Source organism: Haemophilus sputorum HK 2154 (genome assembly GCF_000287615.1).
Lineage (GTDB): Bacteria > Pseudomonadota > Gammaproteobacteria > Enterobacterales > Pasteurellaceae > Haemophilus_A > Haemophilus_A sputorum.
In genome coordinates this window covers 1-19,357 of sequence record NZ_ALJP01000016.1, presented here as the reverse complement: position 1 = coordinate 19,357, position 19,357 = coordinate 1, and the positions used below count along the sequence as shown (strand labels likewise).

The 19,357-nt window shown below is 40.6% G+C and carries 22 protein-coding genes and 1 pseudogene; 9 read left to right on the top strand and 14 right to left on the bottom strand.

Annotation, left to right across the window (positions count from 1 at the left end; translation table 11 throughout):
* Window positions 1–21: 21 nt before the first annotated feature.
* From fucP to HMPREF1128_RS07875, 6 genes are all read right to left on the bottom strand, one after another.
* Window positions 22–1,308: an L-fucose:H+ symporter permease gene (fucP, locus tag HMPREF1128_RS07900; RefSeq protein WP_007526119.1), complete on the bottom strand. Its 1,287-nt coding sequence runs from the start codon at window positions 1,306–1,308 to the stop codon at window positions 22–24.
* Between the two features lie 40 nt (window positions 1,309–1,348).
* Window positions 1,349–1,996: an L-fuculose-phosphate aldolase gene (fucA, locus tag HMPREF1128_RS07895; protein WP_007526130.1), complete on the bottom strand. Its 648-nt coding sequence runs from the start codon at window positions 1,994–1,996 to the stop codon at window positions 1,349–1,351.
* Between the two features lie 61 nt (window positions 1,997–2,057).
* Window positions 2,058–2,492 (bottom strand): L-fucose mutarotase, encoded by a 435-nt coding sequence (gene fucU, locus HMPREF1128_RS07890; RefSeq protein ID WP_007526144.1) that lies wholly within the window; start codon window positions 2,490–2,492, stop codon window positions 2,058–2,060.
* A gap of 20 nt (window positions 2,493–2,512) precedes the next feature.
* Entirely contained in the window at window positions 2,513–3,946 is a 1,434-nt protein-coding gene (gene fucK, locus HMPREF1128_RS07885; RefSeq protein ID WP_007526158.1) for an L-fuculokinase, read from the bottom strand.
* Between the two features lie 197 nt (window positions 3,947–4,143).
* Window positions 4,144–5,910, bottom strand: a complete 1,767-nt coding sequence (gene fucI / locus HMPREF1128_RS07880; RefSeq protein ID WP_007526145.1) for an L-fucose isomerase — start codon at window positions 5,908–5,910, stop codon at window positions 4,144–4,146.
* 218 nt (window positions 5,911–6,128) lie between these two features.
* Window positions 6,129–6,872: a DeoR/GlpR family DNA-binding transcription regulator gene (locus tag HMPREF1128_RS07875; protein ID WP_007526156.1), complete on the bottom strand. Its 744-nt coding sequence runs from the start codon at window positions 6,870–6,872 to the stop codon at window positions 6,129–6,131.
* A gap of 251 nt (window positions 6,873–7,123) precedes the next feature.
* Here HMPREF1128_RS07875 and HMPREF1128_RS07870 point away from each other — a divergent pair, with 251 nt between their 5' ends.
* The gene (locus tag HMPREF1128_RS07870; protein WP_007526159.1) at window positions 7,124–7,738 is read left to right on the top strand and encodes a ComEA family DNA-binding protein; all 615 of its coding nucleotides are present in this window, start codon (window positions 7,124–7,126) and stop codon (window positions 7,736–7,738) included.
* 141 nt (window positions 7,739–7,879) lie between these two features.
* Here the strand turns inward: HMPREF1128_RS07870 and HMPREF1128_RS07865 are convergent.
* The 6 genes and pseudogenes from HMPREF1128_RS07865 to HMPREF1128_RS10325 all read right to left on the bottom strand — a co-directional run.
* Window positions 7,880–8,113: pseudogene (locus HMPREF1128_RS07865) on the bottom strand (integrase core domain-containing protein); the annotation flags it as partial.
* On the bottom strand, window positions 8,098–8,811 hold the full coding sequence (locus tag HMPREF1128_RS07860; RefSeq protein WP_007526142.1) for an HvfC family RiPP maturation protein: 714 nt from the start codon (window positions 8,809–8,811) through the stop codon (window positions 8,098–8,100). The gene HMPREF1128_RS07860 and the pseudogene HMPREF1128_RS07865, both read right to left, overlap by 16 nt.
* Window positions 8,801–9,721 carry an HvfB family MNIO-type RiPP peptide maturase gene (locus HMPREF1128_RS07855; protein ID WP_007526153.1) on the bottom strand — a complete coding sequence of 307 codons (921 nt, stop codon included), beginning with the start codon at window positions 9,719–9,721 and terminating at the stop codon, window positions 8,801–8,803. The genes HMPREF1128_RS07860 and HMPREF1128_RS07855 overlap by 11 nt, the downstream gene beginning before the upstream one ends.
* Before the next feature lie 77 nt (window positions 9,722–9,798).
* Window positions 9,799–10,068 carry an oxazolone/thioamide-modified RiPP metallophore HvfA gene (gene hvfA / locus HMPREF1128_RS07850; RefSeq protein ID WP_007526113.1) on the bottom strand — a complete coding sequence of 90 codons (270 nt, stop codon included), beginning with the start codon at window positions 10,066–10,068 and terminating at the stop codon, window positions 9,799–9,801.
* A gap of 34 nt (window positions 10,069–10,102) precedes the next feature.
* The gene (locus HMPREF1128_RS07845; RefSeq protein WP_080349510.1) at window positions 10,103–10,543 is read right to left on the bottom strand and encodes an HvfX family Cu-binding RiPP maturation protein; all 441 of its coding nucleotides are present in this window, start codon (window positions 10,541–10,543) and stop codon (window positions 10,103–10,105) included.
* A 236-nt stretch (window positions 10,544–10,779) separates the two neighbouring features.
* Window positions 10,780–10,929, bottom strand: a complete 150-nt coding sequence (locus HMPREF1128_RS10325) for a hypothetical protein (RefSeq protein WP_007526155.1) — start codon at window positions 10,927–10,929, stop codon at window positions 10,780–10,782.
* 313 nt (window positions 10,930–11,242) lie between these two features.
* Here HMPREF1128_RS10325 and HMPREF1128_RS07840 point away from each other — a divergent pair, with 313 nt between their 5' ends.
* The 6 genes from HMPREF1128_RS07840 (at window position 11,243) to mltC (ending at window position 16,318) form a co-directional block, all read left to right on the top strand.
* Window positions 11,243–11,872: an FKBP-type peptidyl-prolyl cis-trans isomerase gene (locus tag HMPREF1128_RS07840; protein WP_007526112.1), complete on the top strand. Its 630-nt coding sequence runs from the start codon at window positions 11,243–11,245 to the stop codon at window positions 11,870–11,872.
* A gap of 252 nt (window positions 11,873–12,124) precedes the next feature.
* The gene (gene yedE / locus HMPREF1128_RS07835; protein ID WP_007526141.1) at window positions 12,125–13,330 is read left to right on the top strand and encodes a selenium metabolism membrane protein YedE/FdhT; all 1,206 of its coding nucleotides are present in this window, start codon (window positions 12,125–12,127) and stop codon (window positions 13,328–13,330) included.
* 23 nt (window positions 13,331–13,353) lie between these two features.
* Window positions 13,354–13,623, top strand: coding sequence for a sulfurtransferase-like selenium metabolism protein YedF (gene yedF / locus HMPREF1128_RS07830; RefSeq protein ID WP_007526126.1), 270 nt, complete (start codon window positions 13,354–13,356; stop codon window positions 13,621–13,623).
* A gap of 159 nt (window positions 13,624–13,782) precedes the next feature.
* A complete protein-coding gene (gene mutY, locus HMPREF1128_RS07825; protein ID WP_007526103.1) occupies window positions 13,783–14,931 on the top strand; it encodes an A/G-specific adenine glycosylase in 1,149 nt (382 codons plus the stop codon).
* Between the two features lie 2 nt (window positions 14,932–14,933).
* On the top strand, window positions 14,934–15,203 hold the full coding sequence (locus tag HMPREF1128_RS07820; RefSeq protein WP_007526120.1) for an oxidative damage protection protein: 270 nt from the start codon (window positions 14,934–14,936) through the stop codon (window positions 15,201–15,203).
* 11 nt (window positions 15,204–15,214) lie between these two features.
* Complete coding sequence (gene mltC, locus HMPREF1128_RS07815; RefSeq protein ID WP_007526128.1) at window positions 15,215–16,318, top strand: membrane-bound lytic murein transglycosylase MltC; 1,104 nt, start codon at window positions 15,215–15,217, stop codon at window positions 16,316–16,318.
* Between the two features lie 31 nt (window positions 16,319–16,349).
* Here the strand turns inward: mltC and dprA are convergent, their stop codons facing one another.
* Window positions 16,350–17,501 carry a DNA-processing protein DprA gene (gene dprA / locus HMPREF1128_RS07810; RefSeq protein ID WP_007526143.1) on the bottom strand — a complete coding sequence of 384 codons (1,152 nt, stop codon included), beginning with the start codon at window positions 17,499–17,501 and terminating at the stop codon, window positions 16,350–16,352.
* 94 nt (window positions 17,502–17,595) lie between these two features.
* Here dprA and def point away from each other — a divergent pair, with 94 nt between their 5' ends.
* Both def and rfaD read left to right on the top strand, forming a co-directional pair.
* Entirely contained in the window at window positions 17,596–18,111 is a 516-nt protein-coding gene (gene def, locus HMPREF1128_RS07805) for a peptide deformylase (RefSeq protein WP_007526165.1), read from the top strand.
* Window positions 18,112–18,173: 62 nt separating this feature from the next.
* Window positions 18,174–19,103 (top strand): ADP-glyceromanno-heptose 6-epimerase, encoded by a 930-nt coding sequence (rfaD, locus tag HMPREF1128_RS07800; protein WP_007526146.1) that lies wholly within the window; start codon window positions 18,174–18,176, stop codon window positions 19,101–19,103.
* Window positions 19,104–19,153: 50 nt separating this feature from the next.
* Here rfaD and HMPREF1128_RS07795 read toward each other — a convergent pair.
* The coding region (locus HMPREF1128_RS07795; RefSeq protein ID WP_035530415.1) for an IS3 family transposase at window positions 19,154–19,357 on the bottom strand (204 nt) is incomplete at its 5' end.

Below are 19,357 nucleotides of genomic sequence, written 5' to 3'. Positions count from 1 at the left end.
ACATCCTGTGCCATCAGAAATTTATTTTAAGACTTTCCAGCATCTGTAACCGTAGATAGTAATCACTACAAAACAGATAAGAGGTAAGATGAATGAGAAGTTTACAGCTGGGATGCCCATAATAACGCCTTGGTCAATGATCATACCTTGTAGTGGTGGCATTAACGCACCGCCCACAATCGCCATTACTAGACCTGCTGCACCTAAAGTTGACTCTTCTTTCAAGCCATCTAAAGCGATACCGTAGATAGTTGGGAACATGAGAGACATAAAGCCTGAAGTTAAGATTAAGCAATATAAGCCCCATACTCCGTCGATGAAAATGACACCTAAGATGCTGAAGAATCCGCCGATAGCAAAGAGCATTAACATAAATTCAGCTTTCAGATATTTCATTAAACTGGTGCTGACAAAACGGCTCACAATGAAGATACCCATCGCAATAATGTTAAAGTTTTGACCTTCCGCTTTAGTGAAACCTAAACGCTCAGCGTACTGTACGATGAATGTCCAGCACATGATTTGCACACCTACATAGAATACTTGCGCAATCACACCTTCACGATATTTCGCTTTTTGAATTAGGCGACCAAAAGATTCTTTAAATGAGATACGAGCAACTTCTTCTACTTTTACTGCTGGCATTTTATAAAGACCGATGATGACAAGCACGGCAACTACCACAAAACCTAGTGCTACATAAGGGTCACGAATTTCAGCTAAGTCATGAGTACGAATACCCATTTTTTCTGCTTCTGAAAGCGTATGGAAAATTAAGTTACCTGCAGCATCGCGTTTGTCTGATTCTAAATTAGTCAGTACTAATTGAGAGGCAACGAACATCCCTGTAATTGAGCCTAGTGGGTTGAAAGATTGTGCAAAGTTCAAACGACGAGTTGCAGTTTGTGGATCGCCCATAGCTAGAATATAAGGGTTTGCTGTGGTTTCTAAGAAAGCCAAGCCGAAAGTTAAGATATAAAGTGAAATTAAGAAGAAATTGAACACTTCATATTTCGCGGCAGGCCAGAATAAGAAGGCACCAATCGCATAGAGTACTAACCCCAACATAATGCCGGCTTTATAGCTATATCGGCTGGCAAAAAGTGCGGCAGGGATTGCCATTGTGCCGTAACCGCCATAGAAGGCAAATTGCACAAGTGCGGCTTCAGATGCTGGAATTTCCATTACTGTTTGGAATACGGCAACCATCGGGTTGGTAATATCATTAGCAAATCCCCATAGAGCAAATAAACTCGTAATTAAAATGAAGGGAACAAGATATTTCTTTTCTAAAACTTTGGTGCTCATAAGATTTTCCTTATATTAAGTAGATATGAACTGCCTTGGATTATTCTTCAATACGTAATCCGTAAGATTTAAATTTTTCAAGTACAACTGCCATTTGATCTTTGTTCAGAAGCGGAATTTCTAGACCAGTTGCTAAAAGTTGTAAATACCATGAAGCTAACACTTCAACTTCGTGAGCTAACCATAAGGCTTTATCAAGGTTTTCTTCACAAGCAATTAAACCGTGATGTGAAAGTAAAATAGCTTTGCTTTCTTTAATCCCTTCGCGGACATAATCTGCTAATTCATGGGTGCCGAAAGTAGCATAAGGTACGCAAGGAATATGATCTGTCCCACCAACTGCAATCATATAGTGGATTGGCGGAATCGGTTTTTCGAGAATAGAAAGCCCAGCACAGTTTCTAGCATGGTTGTGCACAACTGCATTCGCTTCAGGACGCGCTTGGTAAACCGCCAAATGGAATTGCCATTCGCTTGAAGGAAGTTTGCCTTCTTCATGTTTACCGTTATTATCTACGTAAACAATATCTTCTGGGCGAGTGAGTTCGTACGGTTTTCCTGTTGGTGTGATGAGCATACCGTCTTTATAACGTACGCTCACATTGCCTGCTGTGCCTTGGTTTAAACCAAGACGAGTCATTTCTAAACAGGTATGAATAATTTTTTCGGAAAGTTCTAGTCGGTTCATTTGATTCACCTTTTTATTGTAAGATTGGTAAAATTTCTAAGATTTGTGACCGCTTGTAGGGTTATTCCACAGGCGTAACGCCTTTCTTAATAATCACATTGCCATATTTGGCAGTTTCTCCTGTGATTACGACGGCATAAGTTTTTTTAGCACGCTCATAAAAAGCAAAGCGTTCGACGCGTTCTACTTTTGGTGCGGTACCGTTAATTTTTTTGATAGCTTCTAAATAACGAGCTTCTACGCTTGGATCGAGGCTATCGCCTTCTACCGCTTGCATCATTGCTAATGGTGCTTCAACGTATTGGTCGAATTCAAACAGCGGGGTAATGCCAAGCAATAAAGTTGAGATGTCAACACCATCAGCACGAATTACTTTGTGATGTAATTGATGCGCTGGAAAGTGAGCATCAGAAAGGACCAATTCGTCGCCATGTCCCATTTCTGCTAAGGTTTTTAGTAATTCTGGGGAAATCGCGGGGTGGATGCCTTTTAACATAGGGTGTCTCCTTTTATTATTTATCCGTAATATTGGCTGTTTTCTGAGGGCTCAACTCTTGTCACACTTGGTTTCATTGCCTGTTGTGCGGCTAATGGTGAGTCAAATTGCCCTGCACCGAAGAAAGTAAACATCGCTGCACCTAAAACCGTGGTTTCAGGGAAATCCACCACATCAATTGGGCAGTTAAGCACATCGGCACGAATTTGATTCCATAAAGCATTTTTAGAACCCCCACCCACGCAAATCAGGCTTTCAGCATTGAAGTTACCGACTTTTTGTAAAAGTTCTAGCCCGTTTTTCAAGCGGTGAGCCATGTACTCTAAGCCTGCGCGATAGATTTCTCCGCGTTGAGTATGCATAGACAGCCCAACGATAGAGCCCATTTGTTCGGTTGTTCCATCAAAATTGCCAATCAATCTCACGCCATTTGCGCCGGCTGGAATTGCTTTCGCTTCTTCTATCATGGTGCGGTAATAGGCATCCGTGCCTGCAACGTCGGCAAAGAAACGTTTGCCGAGCCATTCCATAATGCCAGATGCAACCCATTGCACACCTGGGTTGAAATAGCCTGCTTGGCTATCAAATTCAATGGTTAATCCATGTTGAGCAAATTGCCATTCAGGTTTAGCTTGTTGGGTACGAGCCATTAAGATTTCCCAAGTACCAGAGCTTAAAACAGGTTGATTGTAATCGGCACCTGAGCCCAAAATCGCAAATTGAGTGTCGTGTCCGCAAGAAATAACAGGGATGTCCGCATTTAAACCAAGTTCTGCGGCTAACTCTGTTTTTAATCCGCCAATCACTTCACCTGCACTTTTCATTGGTGGGAAATGTTGTTTGGTTAAGCCGAGCAGTGTTAAAACTTCACTATCCCAATCGTCCTGTTCAATGTTGGTCATCATCGATGTGCCAGCCATTGTACGGTCGGTACTTTGAATGCCCGTTAGGCGATATGTGAGGATGGAAGAAATAAACATAAAGCTTGAAGCTTTAGCATAAACTTCTGGCTGATGTTGTTTGAGCCAAAGTAATTTGAATAATGTGTTAAAGCTGTAATGCCCTACACCGTTGCGTTGATAAAGTTTTTCCACGTCAATATAGTTGGCGAGGTTGTTCATAATTGGCAAGGTACGTGGACATTTCCAGGAGATAATCGGGTAGAGCTGATAGCCATCTTTATCAAATAAAGCGCCATCTACGCCAAAGGTAGTCACGGAAATACCGACAATGTCCTGACGTTGTTCGTCAGATAATTCAGCTAAAGTTTTTTTAGCACAACAGAGAAGTTTTCCCCAAATTTCGTCAATATCCCAAATATGGAATTCTGCGCTTTCTGCGCCTGTTTGAGTGTTATTAGGTAGATGGTGGGCACTTAAAATTTTACCTGCATCATTGATGGCAATGGTGCGAAGATTGGTTGCGCCACAATCGAAGATAAATGCGATTGCCATGGTTATCTCCTAAAGTTTGAAAGGGATGCTACTTACCCCACTCTTTGAGTGTCGAGGAAGAGGGGAGATGTGGTAGAAGAAAATTCAACCTCATCGTTTAAGTAGCATCTTTTCAAATCTCCTCAAACCCCTCTTTTTTAAAGAGGGGTTTATTGAGGAAATTTGCAATTTATACGCAAATTCTTACCGCTTGCGTATTATTTATAAAGTGGGCCAAAGTTTTCACAAGCGCGATAATCTTGACCTTCTTTGTCTTGACCAAACATGTTCCATGCACTTGGACGGAAGACATCTTTTTCTTCCACGTTATGCATATTAACTGGAATACGAAGCATAGAAGCTAAGGTAATCAAGTCTGCACCAACGTGTCCGTAAGTTGCTACACAGTGGTTTGCACCCCAGTTTGCCATAACAGAATACACATCTTTGAATGCACCTTTACCATTTAGGCGAGGCACGAACCAAGTGGTTGGCCAAGTTTCATTGGTACGTTTATTTAAGATATCGTGTACATGTTCAGGTAACTCGATTGACCAACCTTCTGCAATTTGAAGAACAGGGCCTACACCTTTAACAAAGTTAATGCGGTGCATTGTAAATGGCATACCACCTTTGGTGAGGTATTGAGAAGATAAACCGCCCCCACGGAAGTATTCATACACAGCAGGGCACCAACGTGTATTTTCTAAACAACGTTTACCATCTTCTTCGGTCACTTCCCATGCTGGTTTGATAACAGGGTTACCATCTTTATCTTTGTGTTGACCAGTACCATCTAATGCTGCAGAACCAGAGTTGATTAAGTGAATGAAACCATTTTCTGGGCGCCAGCCGGTTACACGTTCTACTGAGTCTTCACTCCAGTAAGTACGTACGTCAGCAAAGATTTGAGCTTGACCGGTTAAAAGGTTACCGAACAACATATTTACTGCGTTTAAGCTGTCATTTTCAGTTGCAAGAATGTATGGAGGACGTACACCATTCCAGTCGTAAGTTGAGTTCAACATCGCTTCCATAAAGTCGCCATTTGGACGATGGTCTGTCCAATGACGTTGACCTTGGAAACCTGCTGCAATCGCATTGTGACCTAATGCTTCTTCGCCAAAGTTAAGTTCAGCAAGTTTTGGATTGCCTACCATTAAATCGCGCGCGATGATGGTCATTTTGACTAAAGTTTTACGTAACTCTGCTCTTTCTTCGGCATTCATTTGATTTTCTGGTGCGTTTACATCAACACCGTCAATGCAGTATTCGTTAGCCCATTTAAGTGCAAGTTCGTATTCTTCATGGTCGTAAATGCCACGGTCAATACGGCGGGTGATTTCAGACATGTCCACATATTCGTTGCGCATGCCTAAGTATTCTTGGAAGAATGGTTGGTTTACGATTGAGCCTGCAATACCCATCGAAACAGAACCAATTGAAAGATAAGATTTACCACGTAAAGTTGCCACAGCTAAAGCTGCACGAGCAAAGCGTAAGAGTTTTTCACGCACATCAGCTGGGATAGATTGATCATCAGCTTCTTGTACTTCGTGGCTATAAATTGAGAAAGCCGGTAAACCAAGTTGGTTATGGCCAGCAAGTGCTGCTGCTAAATAAACTGCGCCTGGGCGTTCTGTACCGTTAAAGCCCCAAATCGCTTTTGGCGTATGAGGGTCCATATCAATTGTTTCAGAACCGTAGCACCAGCAAGGGGTTACAGTAATTACCGCGCCTACGTTTTCACGTTTAAATTTTTCAGCACAAGCAGCTGATTCTGCTACACCACCGATACAAGTATCGGCAATCACGCATTCCACGAAATCTCCATTAGTATGGCGGATTTCGCTGCTGATTAAATTTGCCACGGCTTTAGCCATGTTCATCGTTTGATCTTCGAGCGATTCACGCACCCCTAAACGGCGACCGTCAATGGTTGGGCGGATACCAATTTTTACTGGAGTTGATTTGAGAGTTGTCATAAAAAATTCTCCTGATTGGTTTTAAAAAAATAACTTCGTTGAAGTTTATTATTCACAATAAGAAAAGTTTTTGAATTAAAACGCCGTTTTGTGTTTGGATTTGTGAAACAGATCACAAATTTGACCGCTTGTAACGGGAAAACGTGGAAAACTAAATGCCCGTTTGGGAATAGATACAACCAAAACGGGCATTTGTGTTTTTTATAGGATATTTTTGGTTACCAAATGATGTTTGTGTGAGATTGGTATTTGTCTAAAAGTGTACTTTCCATCGGTAAATCGGTAAACAAAGCATCCACTTCTGCTAAATCACATAGCTTAAAGACATCTTTGCGTTCAATTTTAGAATGATCGGCAACGAGAAATTTTTGTTTGCTCATTGACAACATTTTGCGTTTAAAAGAGAGGTTAATTTGATTGGATTCCCAAATGGCACCTTCAAAAATACCCGTGCAGGAAAAAATCGCCATATCAATATGGAGTCGAGAAAAAAGATGCTCCGCAAATGGGCCATAAAAAGCATCAAACTTTTCTGAATAAATGCCTCCCGTTGCAATGGTTTCAATATGCGGTTTGTGCGCGAGGGTGTGAATAATGCGCATGGAACTAGTAATCACTTTACATGGTACATTCGGTAAACGTTGTGCAATATTCCAAGCCGTTGAGCTGGCATCAAGCACTAAAACGGCATCTTCAAAAACTTTTTCACGAATGAGTTCAGCAATATGTTTTTTGCCATCGTGATGAGATTTTCTTCGAGTAGAAAATGATTGCCCGATATTCTGATTTTGCAAGCTCATTGCGCCACCATGGGTACGGTAGAGTTTATTCTGCTCAGCCAGTTTATTTAAATCACGGCGAATGGTTTCAATCGACACGCCTAAATTTTCGGCTAGCTCCATTGAACCAGCTTCCTCAAATTCATTTAAATAGCGCAAAATTAAGGCATGTCTTTTTTCCATATGGTTTCCTGTTGTTCATTACATAATGGTAAGTTTTGCCAAAAATCTGACCACTTGTCGAGCGGCAAAACGTAAATTTGGGAACGCGATCACAAAATAGTGATAATATCACTGCACAAAAAAACGGCGATTAAGGTGTGGGTGGGAACTTCATTTGGGCTTGCCAGTCTTATCATGCAGTTTTTTCATTGAGCATTATGTCGCTGATAATGCTTGCATACTCTATTTCAACCCTACATAAGGAATTTAAAATGAAAACATTCAAATCTCTTCTTGCTTTAGGCATGGCAGTCGCATTTTCATCTTCTGCATTGGCGCAAACCACTGATGCCGTGGGTGCATTAAAAGACTCTGCGAAAACAACAATTAACAATGAAGTTGCAAGCCAAAAAGCGAGTGCAACCTCTGCTGTTAATAGCAAAGTGAACAGCGTGAAAGAAAATGTCAGCGCAGTGAAAACCGCAGGAACAGAAAAAGTGGCGGCAGCACAAGCAAACGTCACTGAAAAAGCGAGCGCGGCAAAAGCACAAGTGACTGACAAAGTGACAGCAACTAAAGCTCAAGCGACAGAAAAAGTAGCGGCAACTAAAGCACAAGCAGCTGAAAAAGTCACTGCAACCAAAGCGACAGCAGCGCAAAAAACAGAAAATGCAGCGACTAAAGTAAAAGCATCTTCTAAAGTGAACATCAATAAAGCAGATGAAAAAACCTTACAATCATTAAGCGGTATTGGTGAAGCGAAAGCAAAAGCGATCGTAGAATATCGTAACAAAGTTGGCAAAATTAAATCGGCAGAAGAGTTATCTAAAATCTCAGGCATCGGCGATGCGACGGTTGAAAAAATTGCGCCATATTTAACTTTCTAAGTTAAAAACGAGATAAAGCCTCTCAAGCGGTTCATTTTTCGCAGAAATTCGGTATTGTGTAGCAGTTGCACAAAGGTTTAATCGATTGAAAACCTTAAAATTCCTATTGAAATTTTAACTCAATAGGGATGGAGTGATCAGCTAATTCAACAGTTCCCGATAGGTTGTTTTTGTTAAAACAGGTGGCAAACCTTGATTGTAACGATGTGGGCGAACAAAATTGTAATACATCACATAAACTCTCACATCGTCCATCGCTTGCCCCAAGGTTATATAGTCGCCCTCTTGCATCCATTCATATTTAAAGCTGCGAAACCAACGCTCCATTGGGGCATTATCCCAACAGTTACCTCGGCGACTCATACTTTGGGATAAAGCACTTCAGCATTAATCCAATTCACCCAGGTGTTTTCCAATAATGGAATTAAGGGAGTGCTATCTTCAACTACAGTATTTAAGGCAGATAATACCTCTTCTAAAGACGAAGGTTGTTCTTGTATATAACTTAATAGCCAAAAGTCAAGTTCAGATAAGCGTTGTTGCAGAATATTAAAATCGCTATCCCGCCATATAACAGCCTGTATAGGGTTTTCATCAAATTGTTTAAAATCGCTTGATAAAAAATCGACTTCATAGCGTTTTAAATAAGCGGCATCAGATAACTGCATTACGCTATGCTTATTCCACTCAAATTTTTTAGGTACTTTTGCTAAAGAAACTTCTGCAAGTAATTGTGTATTTTCAAAATCCATCAATGCCAGTATATTGGTATCAAAACTCTCTTTTTCTTGACAAAATAAGAGAAATTCTCCAGCAATATCTTGAAAATAAGGCGAATGTGATTTTCCTGTTAATACAAACGCTTCTTTTGTCTGAGACCAACTCTCAGCAGAAACGTGTTTAGGTGCTTCAACAAAACAACGGTCAATAAAACCAAAGATGTTATTTCGAACTAAGCGAGCATAAACAGCAAGGCGATTCGGGGCATAACCATTTAGAGGTTGAGCATGAGCCAACCGAACTGCTGTGGCAAGTGCTTTTTGTGTTTCAATAAGCGAAGGTTTAGGCTGCATAGGATATTACCTCTTTTTGAGCATATTTTTGCTGTAGTTGTGCAATATGTTCAACTTCAGCATAAAGTTCTGCAAATGGAGGGAAATTGAAATCACGCTCTAATAATGTTGGCGGAATGACAGGTAGTCGTTGATAGGCATATTCTAATAAATCCCACACAGTACCTTTTACTGCCTCACCGTGCGTATCAATTAATAACTCTGGTAAATGGCGATATGCCCCTTTTATTTTATTAAATGATTCCCCTTCTAAATCCTCTACAACTTGTGCCGCAGAATGTTCTTCGTCGTGTCCGGCAATATGAATGTAATTGACACGTTTCACATCTACTTGTTCTAAAAAAACATAAGGATCAAGTAAACCGTGATTGACGCCATTTACATAAATATTATTTACATCTAAATGAATACCACAATCCGCTTCTTGTGCAATAGCATTTAAAAATTCTACTTCATTCATTGTGCTGGTGGGAGAGTGTAAATAATAAGAGGTATTTTCTAATGAAATTTGTAATTCTAAAAAATCTTGCACATAGCGGATTCTCTGTGCTACGTGTTTTACAGCTTCTTCTGTAAATGGCATAGGTAATAAATCATATAAATGCCCTTCACATTCACAATAACTCAAATGTTCAGAAAAAAATGTCGAATTATATTGAGCCATTAATGCTTTAGTATTTTTTAATAACTCGCGATCAAGAGGTGCTTGCCCGCCTAATGAAAGTGATAGTCCGTGTACCGCAAGTGGATATTTTTCCGCTGCCTGATCGAATTTATAACGAGCAGCCCCCCCCATTTTTACCCAATTTTCTGGAGCAACTTCCATAAACTGAATCGCATTATTTGATGATAAATTCAAAAAATCATCTGCTAAGTCTCGACGATACCCTAATCCTGCACCTTGTAACATAATTATTTACTCCTTTTAATACAACACTGGCGTAAATTTACACCAGTGTTATGTATGGCATCTAGATTTAAATACGATTATTTAGAACCGCATTTACCTTCACCACATTTACCTTCTGCAGCTTTTGGTTTGCTCGCACCGCATTTACCTTCTGCGGCTTTCGTTTCATTTGCGCCACATTTGCCTTCTCCGCATTTACCTTCTGCAGCTTTTGTTTTCACACATTTATCACCTACGCAAGGTGTTGCAGCATCTGTACTGCTTGATTTTGACTCAGCATGTGCAACAGTAGCTACTGTCATCGTTAATGCTCCTGCTAATGCGGCTAAAGTGGATAATTTTTTCATTTAAGTCTCCTAGAGTTTGATATTGAATATATAGTTAGAGGAATTTCAACCAGCTTTTAGTTGGATAAACCTTCTTAATAAGCGTGTCTAAAGAGAGTTTCCCTGCTCCCTGCGTAATTAAGATTAATAAAGTTACCACATAAATTAAAGGTAATTTATAACCGTTATCACAAACGTTATAACCTGAATCAGCGTGAATACTATACCACGCAACAGAGATTAAAATCGTTAAACCTAATGCACTAAAACGAGTTAGTACCCCGAATATTAGCAAGAAGGGGAGAATTAATTCTGACCCCATTGCAACGTGCCAATTAATATCAGCAGGAATAAGATTAAACGGGAAAGGAAAACGATCTTGTATTTCAGTAAACCAATTTTGACCATTCCATTTTTCTAACCCTGCCTCTAAAAACTCCCACGCAAGAAAAAAGCGTAAAATCAATAAACTCACGCCGCTGCTGATACCTTGCATCTTACAATCTTTCATCTTTTTCCTCTTATTGACTACCTATTTTATGAAATTATTTAGTTCATTATGCTAGGAAATGTTTCCCAGTTATTCTATTAGTCGGAGATAAGCCTTTTTTCTTACACTTTTTTTTCAAAAAATTGAAAATATTATTTTTTGTAAAAATGCAGATAACATTAAGGGCAAAGATTCTAATAATCTTCGCCCTTTTATCTTTTACTAATTAATGTATTAATCAGCTAATTCAACAGTCCCCGATAGGTTGTTTCTGTTAAAACAGGCGGCAAACCTTGATTGTAACGATGTGGGCTAACAAAATTGTAATACATCACATAAGCTCTCACATCGTCCATCGCTTGCCCCAAGGTTAGATAGTCGCCCTCTTGCATCCATTCATATTTAAAGGGAACCAACGCTCCATTGGGGCATTATCCCAACAGTTACCTTGGCGACTCATACTTTGGGTTACCTTAATGAAGGTTGGGAGGAATAGCTACACTTTGAGTTTGAAAAAATGGAAAATTTATGCGGTAAATTAGTAAATTTTCGGACTTTGTGCAACTACTACACTACATAATACCGCAGAAATTTGCAAAGTTTCTGCTAAATTTGACCGCTTTTTTACATTTTGGCATTGAGTTTTTATTTTTAAGCCTCATATCAGCTCAGTCTTTCAACTAATACAACAAAAAGGAACATAAAATGGCATTAGATTTCAATGCAGTAGCATTAGACAGCGTAGAAGCAAAAGGTGGTTACGGAATTGGTTTACAAATTGGTCAGCAATTAGCTGGCAGCGGTATGGAGGTTGAAGCGGAAGCGGTTGCACGCGGTATTTTTGATGTGTTAAACAACAACCCACCAGCAATCGACATTAACGAAGTGACCAAAGCATTACAAGAGTTAGGTCAACGTGCAGAAGCAGCACAAGCAGAAGCATTCAAAGCATTAGAAGCAGAAAACCAAGCTTTCTTAGAAGAAAACAAAAAAGCAGCAGGCGTTGTCGTGACGGACTCTGGTCTTCAATATGAGATCTTAACCGAAGGTAACGGCGCAAAACCAACTGCAGAAAGCACGGTGCGTGTACACTACACAGGTTCTTTAATTGACGGTACTGTATTTGATAGCTCAGTAAAACGTGGCACTCCAGCAGAATTCCCAGTCGGTGGTGTGATTAAAGGTTGGACTGAGGCGTTACAACTAATGCCAGTGGGTTCAAAATGGCGCTTAACCATTCCACACAATCTGGCTTACGGTGAACGCGGTGCGGGTGCATCAATCCCACCATTTGCAACATTAGTGTTTGAAGTGGAATTATTAGATATCCTGTAATCTAAATAGTCTACCTACAAGCGGTTATCTTTCTTGAGATTTAGCAAAATCTTTTTGAAAAATAACCGCTTGTTGTTTTTTTCTCGTTGACAATTTTTGGCTTGTCGTTAAAATCCCAACGTCTTTTGACAATTCGTATATCGCAAGTTTGTGTATAGGAAGTGAGCAAATCCAATTGACTTTTCTCAACTCAATTCTATTTTTTCATCGTTATACCGCTTGCCTTTTTATCTTCGCTTAAGGATTTAAGGAATGTTAGAAATTTGGCAACAATTCAAACAAGATTATTTAATTAAATTTTGGAACCCAACGGCGGCAGTTATTGCAGCAGGGATTTTATCGGCATATTACTTTGGCTTAACGGGCACTTATTGGGCGGTTACTGGTGAATTCACCCGCTGGGGTGGCGAAATTTTGCAATCGCTTGGTGTGAATACTGAAGAATGGGGCTACTACAAAATTATCAGCTTAGAGGGCACTATTTTCTCTCGGATTGATGGCTTGATGATTTTAGGCATGTTCGCGGGTTGTATCGCAGCAGCCTTATGGGCAAATAACATCGGTATTCGCATGCCACAAAACCGTATTCGTATTGTGCAAGCGCTTGTGGGCGGAGCATTAGCTGGTTTTGGAGCACGTTTAGCGATGGGCTGTAACCTTGCTTCACTCTTTACTGGGATTCCTCAATTCTCATTACATGCGTGGTTTTTTACCATCACAACCGCTATCGGCTCATATGCTGGGGTGAAATTCACTTTGCTCCCAATGTTCCGCCCTCCGCTTAAATTGAAAAAAGGGGCGGGGCAAGTCAAACAAAGTGACCCAAATCAAGCAAAACGCCGCTTCCGAATTGGCATGGTGATTTTCTTTGCATGGGCAATTGCTTCAATTTATGTGATGCAAGCGGTCAGTATTAAGCTCGGTTTTGCAATGTTGTGCGGGCTTGGTTTTGGTTTGTTGATTGAACGTGCACAAATTTGTTTTACCTCGGCTTTCCGTGATCTTTGGGCAACCGGTCGTGCTTATATGGGCAAAGCGATTATTTACGGCATGCTTATCGGCACACTCTGTGTGTTCAGCTACATTCAACTCGGCATGAATCCGAAAATTATGTGGGCAGGCCCAAATGCGGTCATTGGTGGTTTATTATTCGGCTTTGGTATCGTATTAGCTGGTGGATGTGAAACAGGCTGGATGTACCGCGCGATGGAAGGACAAGTTCACTTTATGTGGGTGGGTGTTGGCAACGTGGTTGGCTCAACCTTACTGGCATATTGGTGGGATGATTTAGCGCCAGTTTTAGCGCTCGATTATGAAAAAATCAACTTACTCAAATCATTCGGCCCAATTAGCGGCTTGCTTATCAACTACGGCTTAATGATTGCCTGCCTAGTGTTCATCGTATGGTGGGAAAAACGTTTCATTCAAAAAGCAAAAGCCCGTTTAGCTACGGCATAATTTAACAATAGAAGGAGTTAACTATGGCATTTATCGTCATTGAGAAAAAAGACAAAGACCCAAGTGAAATTACCCCAACTTACACGTTGGATATGCTTGGCGAGCCTTGTCCTTACCCAGCAATTGCCACCCTTGAAACGATGCCGACTTTAAAATCGGGCGAAATTTTAGAAGTGTTGAGCGACTGCGCACAATCAATTAACAACATTCCTGTGGATGCTAAAAATCATGGCTACACCTTATTAAGCGTAGAACAAGATGGCACCATTTTGCGTTATTTAATCCAAAAATAACCGCTTGTAAAAACGAAAGCCGCCTATTGATTGAAAATGGGCGGCTTTTTTTCGCATTTGAATGAAAGAAAGGCGATTTCTCTTCAAGCGGTCAATTTCTCTTGAGGTTTTACAACTAAATTTCCTTTATACTTAGCACTTTTTCATTGTTAAAGAATTATGAAAACCGCTGATTTTCCTCTTGCCCAATCCTCTTCTGAATCTCCGTTTGCCGCAGCCGTTTTACGCTGGTTTGTGCAATATGGGCGTAAGCATTTACCGTGGCAACAGCAGAAAACGCTGTATAAAGTCTGGCTTTCAGAAGTGATGTTGCAACAAACGCAAGTGGCAACGGTGATTCCCTATTTTGAACGTTTTATCGCACGTTTCCCGACGGTAGTGGATTTAGCCAATGCCGAGTTAGATGAAGTGCTACATTTATGGACGGGCTTGGGTTACTACGCGCGTGCGCGCAATTTGCATAAGGCCGCACAACAAATTCGAGATCGTTTTGACGGTGAATTTCCAACAACATTTCATGATGTACTAGCACTTTCTGGTGTTGGGAGAAGTACGGCGGACGCAGTACTTTCTTCTGTGTTAAATGCCCCTTATCCTATTTTAGATGGCAATGTGAAGCGAGTGCTTTCACGCTGTTTTGCCGTTGTAGGTTGGGCTGGCGAAAAAACGGTGGAAAATCGATTATGGATGTTAAGTGCGCAAGTAACCCCGAATAGCCAAACAGGGGATTTTAATCAGGCAATGATGGATTTAGGAGCCATGATTTGCACTAGAAGTAAGCCAAAATGCACCCTTTGCCCGCTAGAAAATCAGTGTGAAGCGAATCGTTTAAACGCATGGGCAGATTATCCTGCGAAAAAACCAAAAAAGGCGATGCCAGAAAAACAAACTTACTTTTTGATTGTCAAAGCTGGCAACCGAATTTTGCTAGAACGCCGAGAAGCAACTGGCTTGTGGGGCGGTTTGTATGTCTTTCCACAATTTGAAACTTTAGCGGAACTCAAGCGATCTGTTTCTAGAGAAAATTTACCAAAATTGCAGACGTTAAATGCATTTCGACACACGTTTACGCATTTTCATTTAGATATTACGCCTATTTTATATGAAATAGATTGGCAAAAAATTGACGAAACTTTACCGCTTGCAGGATTAGAAAAGCAGGGATTTTTCGGCGAATTAGTATCTTCAAAGGCTAATTATTGGTATGATCTGAACAATGCCAATCAGATAGGGGTAGCGACCCCAGTTAAGCGCATATTAGACGAATTTACACGCACTTTGACTTTAAGTGAGCAGAAAAAGGATTAAACATGGCACGCACCGTATTTTGTGAATATTTAAAACAAGAAGCAGAAGGCTTAGATTTTCAATTATACCCGGGCGAATTGGGTAAACGCATTTTCGATTCTATTAGCAAACAAGCATGGGGCGAATGGATTAAAAAGCAAACCATGTTAGTGAATGAGAAAAAATTAAATATGATGAATCCAGAGCATCGTAAATTATTAGAATCAGAAATGGTTAACTTCTTATTCGAAGGAAAAGAAGTGGTCATTGATGGTTATAAACCTGTTGAATAAGAGAGTATTCCATGAAAAAGTATGCAAAATATCTCTCTTTATTGTTAATTATTCCGTTTTTAGCTTCTTGTTCTAGTAGTGGTAAAAAAAGCACGAAAAAACGTACGACTGGTAAAAAAACGCGTAGTTACGATACTAAAGATACTAACGGCTTAGATATTCTGACCGGACAGTTTTCTCATAATATTGATGATATTTGGGGAAGCAACGAGTTGTTGGTGGCAAGTAAAAAGGACTACGTAAAATATACCGACCAATTCTACACGCGTAGTCACATCTCTTTTGAAGAGGGGGCGATTACCATTGAAACGCTTGCCGACCAAAATCGCTTGCGTAATGCAATCATTCATACCTTATTGATGGGTTCTGACCCGAAAGGGATTGACTTATTTGCTTCTGGTGATACCCCAATTAGCCAAAACCCATTCTTACGCGGACAGGTACAAGATCAATTTGGTCGAGATATTACCAACATTGCGGTGGCGAACGATTTTGCAACGTATCTTTTACAGCATGCACAAACGCGTCGCTTAAAAAACGGGCGTACTGCGACCTATGTGAACATCAAAATGGTGGCGGGACATATCGAAGTGCGTGCACGTCAATATTTACCATTAGTACGTAAAATGTCAAAACGTTATGGTATTGAACCTGCGTTGATTTTAGGGATTATGGAAGTGGAATCTGCGTTCAATCCGTATGCGGTGAGTTATGCTAACGCCATCGGCTTAATGCAGGTGGTGCCGCGTACAGCTGGTCGTGATATTTTCGCGCGTAAAGGATTAGGCGGTCAGCCAGATCGTGAGTATCTTTACCACCCAGAAAGTAACATTGATGCGGGAACGATGTATCTCACTATCTTACGTGATGAATACTTAGAAGGGATTTCTGATCCGGTTTCTAGACGTTATGCGATGATTTCTGCTTATAACAGTGGAGCAGGCGCAGTGTTGAAAGTATTTGATTATGATAAATACTCCGCAATCGACCGCATTAACGATCTTTCACCAGATGCCGTGTATCGAATTCTCACTACGGCGCACCCATCTGCGCAGGCGCGAAACTACTTAAATAAAGTATCAAAAGCGCGTGAGAAATATGTAAGTATTCGTTAATTGTTCATCAAGGCAGGGAAACCTGCCTTTTTCATACCCGCACATAGCCGCCTGTTACTGATTTCACCACGCCCAGTAATTCTAAATTCAACATTTCTACTAATAACATAGAAACCTCTAAATTGCAGGCTTTGGCAATATCATCAATCGCTATCGGTTCAAGCCCAATCTGTTGGAAAATTTGCTGCTGACAAGCGGTCATTTCTGGCAAATTTTTTACAATTGGTGGTGTTACGCTTTTTGCAGATTTTGGCAGAAAATCGACCGCTTGTTCACACTCAAACAACGTAGGTTGTACGGATGGAAACGGCTGAAGTTGGTATTGTATCGCTTGCAAAATATCTTCAATCGATTCAGTCAGTAGCGCCCCTTCTCGAATCAACTTATGGCAACCGGCAGAATAGGGATTTTGTGCGGTATTTGGTAGGGCAAACACCTCTCGACCTTGCTCTAGCGCGTAGCGTGCAGTAATCAGCGAACCGCTATTGATAGTAGCTTCCACCACTAGCGTGCCAAGCGAAAGCCCGCTAATAATACGATTACGGCGTGGAAAATTTTCCGCGACAGGGGGTTGGTTGGGAAAGAATTCTGACACTAATGCCCCGCCACAATCGATGATTTGCTCGGCCAGTTTTTTATGACGAGCAGGATAAACTTGATTCAAGCCAGAACCCAGTACGGCAATCGTCACCCCATTTTCTGCGACAGTACGTTGGTGGCAAAATCCATCAATGCCAATCGCCAAACCGCTAGTCACCGCTAAGCCATTTTTTACTAATTCGGCGCTGAAAGTTCCAGCCCAGTATTCGCCATAGTGAGAGTAGTCTCGACTGCCAACAATCGCAATTTGTGGCAGAGATAAACTTTCTATGGAGCCTTTAACAAATAGCACTGGCGGGGCGGTGTTAATTTGGCGGAGTAAAAAAGGGTAGGTGTCATCAAATAAAGTCAGAATATGATGTTTAGGGTGTGCTTCTTGCCAGTTGAGGGCGGTTTCAATCCAACGCATATCTGGCTGAAGCCAACGCTGAATTTGTTTTTCATTCCAGCCAATTTGTCGAAGTTGGGTTTTATCGAATTGGCAGAATTCAGCAAAATCGACTTCACTCATCAAGCGTGCAATACGTTGTGCGCCAATTTGTGGCACTTGGAGGAGTTTTAATAAAGAGACTAAATGGTTCATAAGATGATAGACGCAGTAATATTTCCCTAATCATAAGAAAACCGCTAAAATAACCAATTAAATTATTAAAAATTTTCGAGTGAGATCACAAAAAATGGCAGTATTAGAGGTTGTATTATACCCAGATGAAAAATTAGCAACGGTGTGTGAACCTGTTGCGAAAGTGGATGCAGAATTAAATCAATTTATCGATGATATGTTTGAAACCATGTATGAACATGAAGGCATCGGGCTTGCTGCACCGCAAGTGGGCGTGCTAAGTCGGGTGATTACGATTGACATTGAAGGCGATAAAACCAATCAAGTGGTGTTAATCAATCCAGAAATTTTAGAAAGCAGTGGTGAAACGGGCATTGAAGAAGGTTGTTTATCTATTCCAGGTCACAGAGCATTAGTGCCACGCAAAGAGAAAGTGAAAGTAAAAGCGCTTAATCGCCAGGGCGAAGAAGTGATTTACGATGCAGATGGTTTGTTTGCAATTTGTATTCAACATGAAATAGATCACCTAAATGGTGTGTTATTCGTTGATCATATTTCAGCCCTAAAACGCCAACGTATTAAAGAAAAAATGCAAAAGCTCAAAAAGCAACTTGCGAGAGCAGCGAAGTAGTTTGTAAACTGACTCCGATAAACTGATAATACCCTCAAATTCTATCAATATAAGGAAAACGTATGATTATCGTAACTGGCGGCTTTGGGATGATTGGCAGCAACATCGTGAAAGCATTAAATGAACTAGGTCGTAAAGATATTTTAGTGGTGGATAACCTCAAAAACGGGGAAAAATTCATCAATTTAGTTGATTTAGATATTGCAGACTATTGCGATAAAGAAGATTTCATTGCTTCAATTATTGCAGGGGATGATTTTGGCGATATTGATGCGGTATTCCACGAAGGCGCGTGCTCAGCAACGACAGAATGGGATGGCAAATACTTAATGCACAATAATTATGAGTATTCTAAAGAGTTGTTGCATTTCTGCTTAGATCGCCAAATTCCGTTCTTCTATGCTTCAAGTGCGGCAACTTATGGCGGCCGTTCAGATAACTTTATTGAAAAACGTGAATTTGAAGGCCCACTGAATGCTTATGGTTACTCAAAATTCTTATTTGATGAATATGTGCGTAAAGTTTTACCAGAGGCAGATTCTCCAGTTTGTGGTTTTAAATACTTCAACGTTTATGGCCCGCGTGAACAGCATAAAGGCTCAATGGCAAGCGTGGCATTTCACCTTAACAATCAAATGTTAAAAGGCGAAAATCCAAAATTATTTGAAGGTTCAGAAGAGTTCTTGCGTGATTTTGTGTATGTGGAAGATGTTGCAAAAGTTAACATTTGGGCGTGGCAAAATGGCATTTCTGGCATTTATAACCTTGGTACAGGTAAAGCTGAATCGTTCAAAGCTGTGGCAGAAGCGGTGATTAAATTCCATGGCAAAGGGGAAATTGAGACAATTCCATTCCCTGCGCATTTAAAATCTCGCTATCAAACTTTTACCCAAGCGGATTTAACGGCATTGCGCGCAGCAGGTTACCAAGGCACCTTTAAAACGGTTGCAGAAGGTACAGCTGAGTATATGGCATGGTTAAATAGAGCTTAATCATTTCGCTAATTAAACATGATCTGCCTCCCAAAAGCTGGACAGGTTAGTTAACTTAAATATTGAGCTCGGTATTGCACTGGGCTCAATCCTTTGAAAGCAAGTTTAATGCGTTTTTGGTTGTAATACGCTAAATATTCTTCAATTTCAGCCTGTAATTCAGCAATTGAATGATAAGTCTGAGAGTAAAAACACTCTGATTTTAGTATCGCAAAAAAACTTTCAATCACCGCATTATCATAGCAATTTCCTCG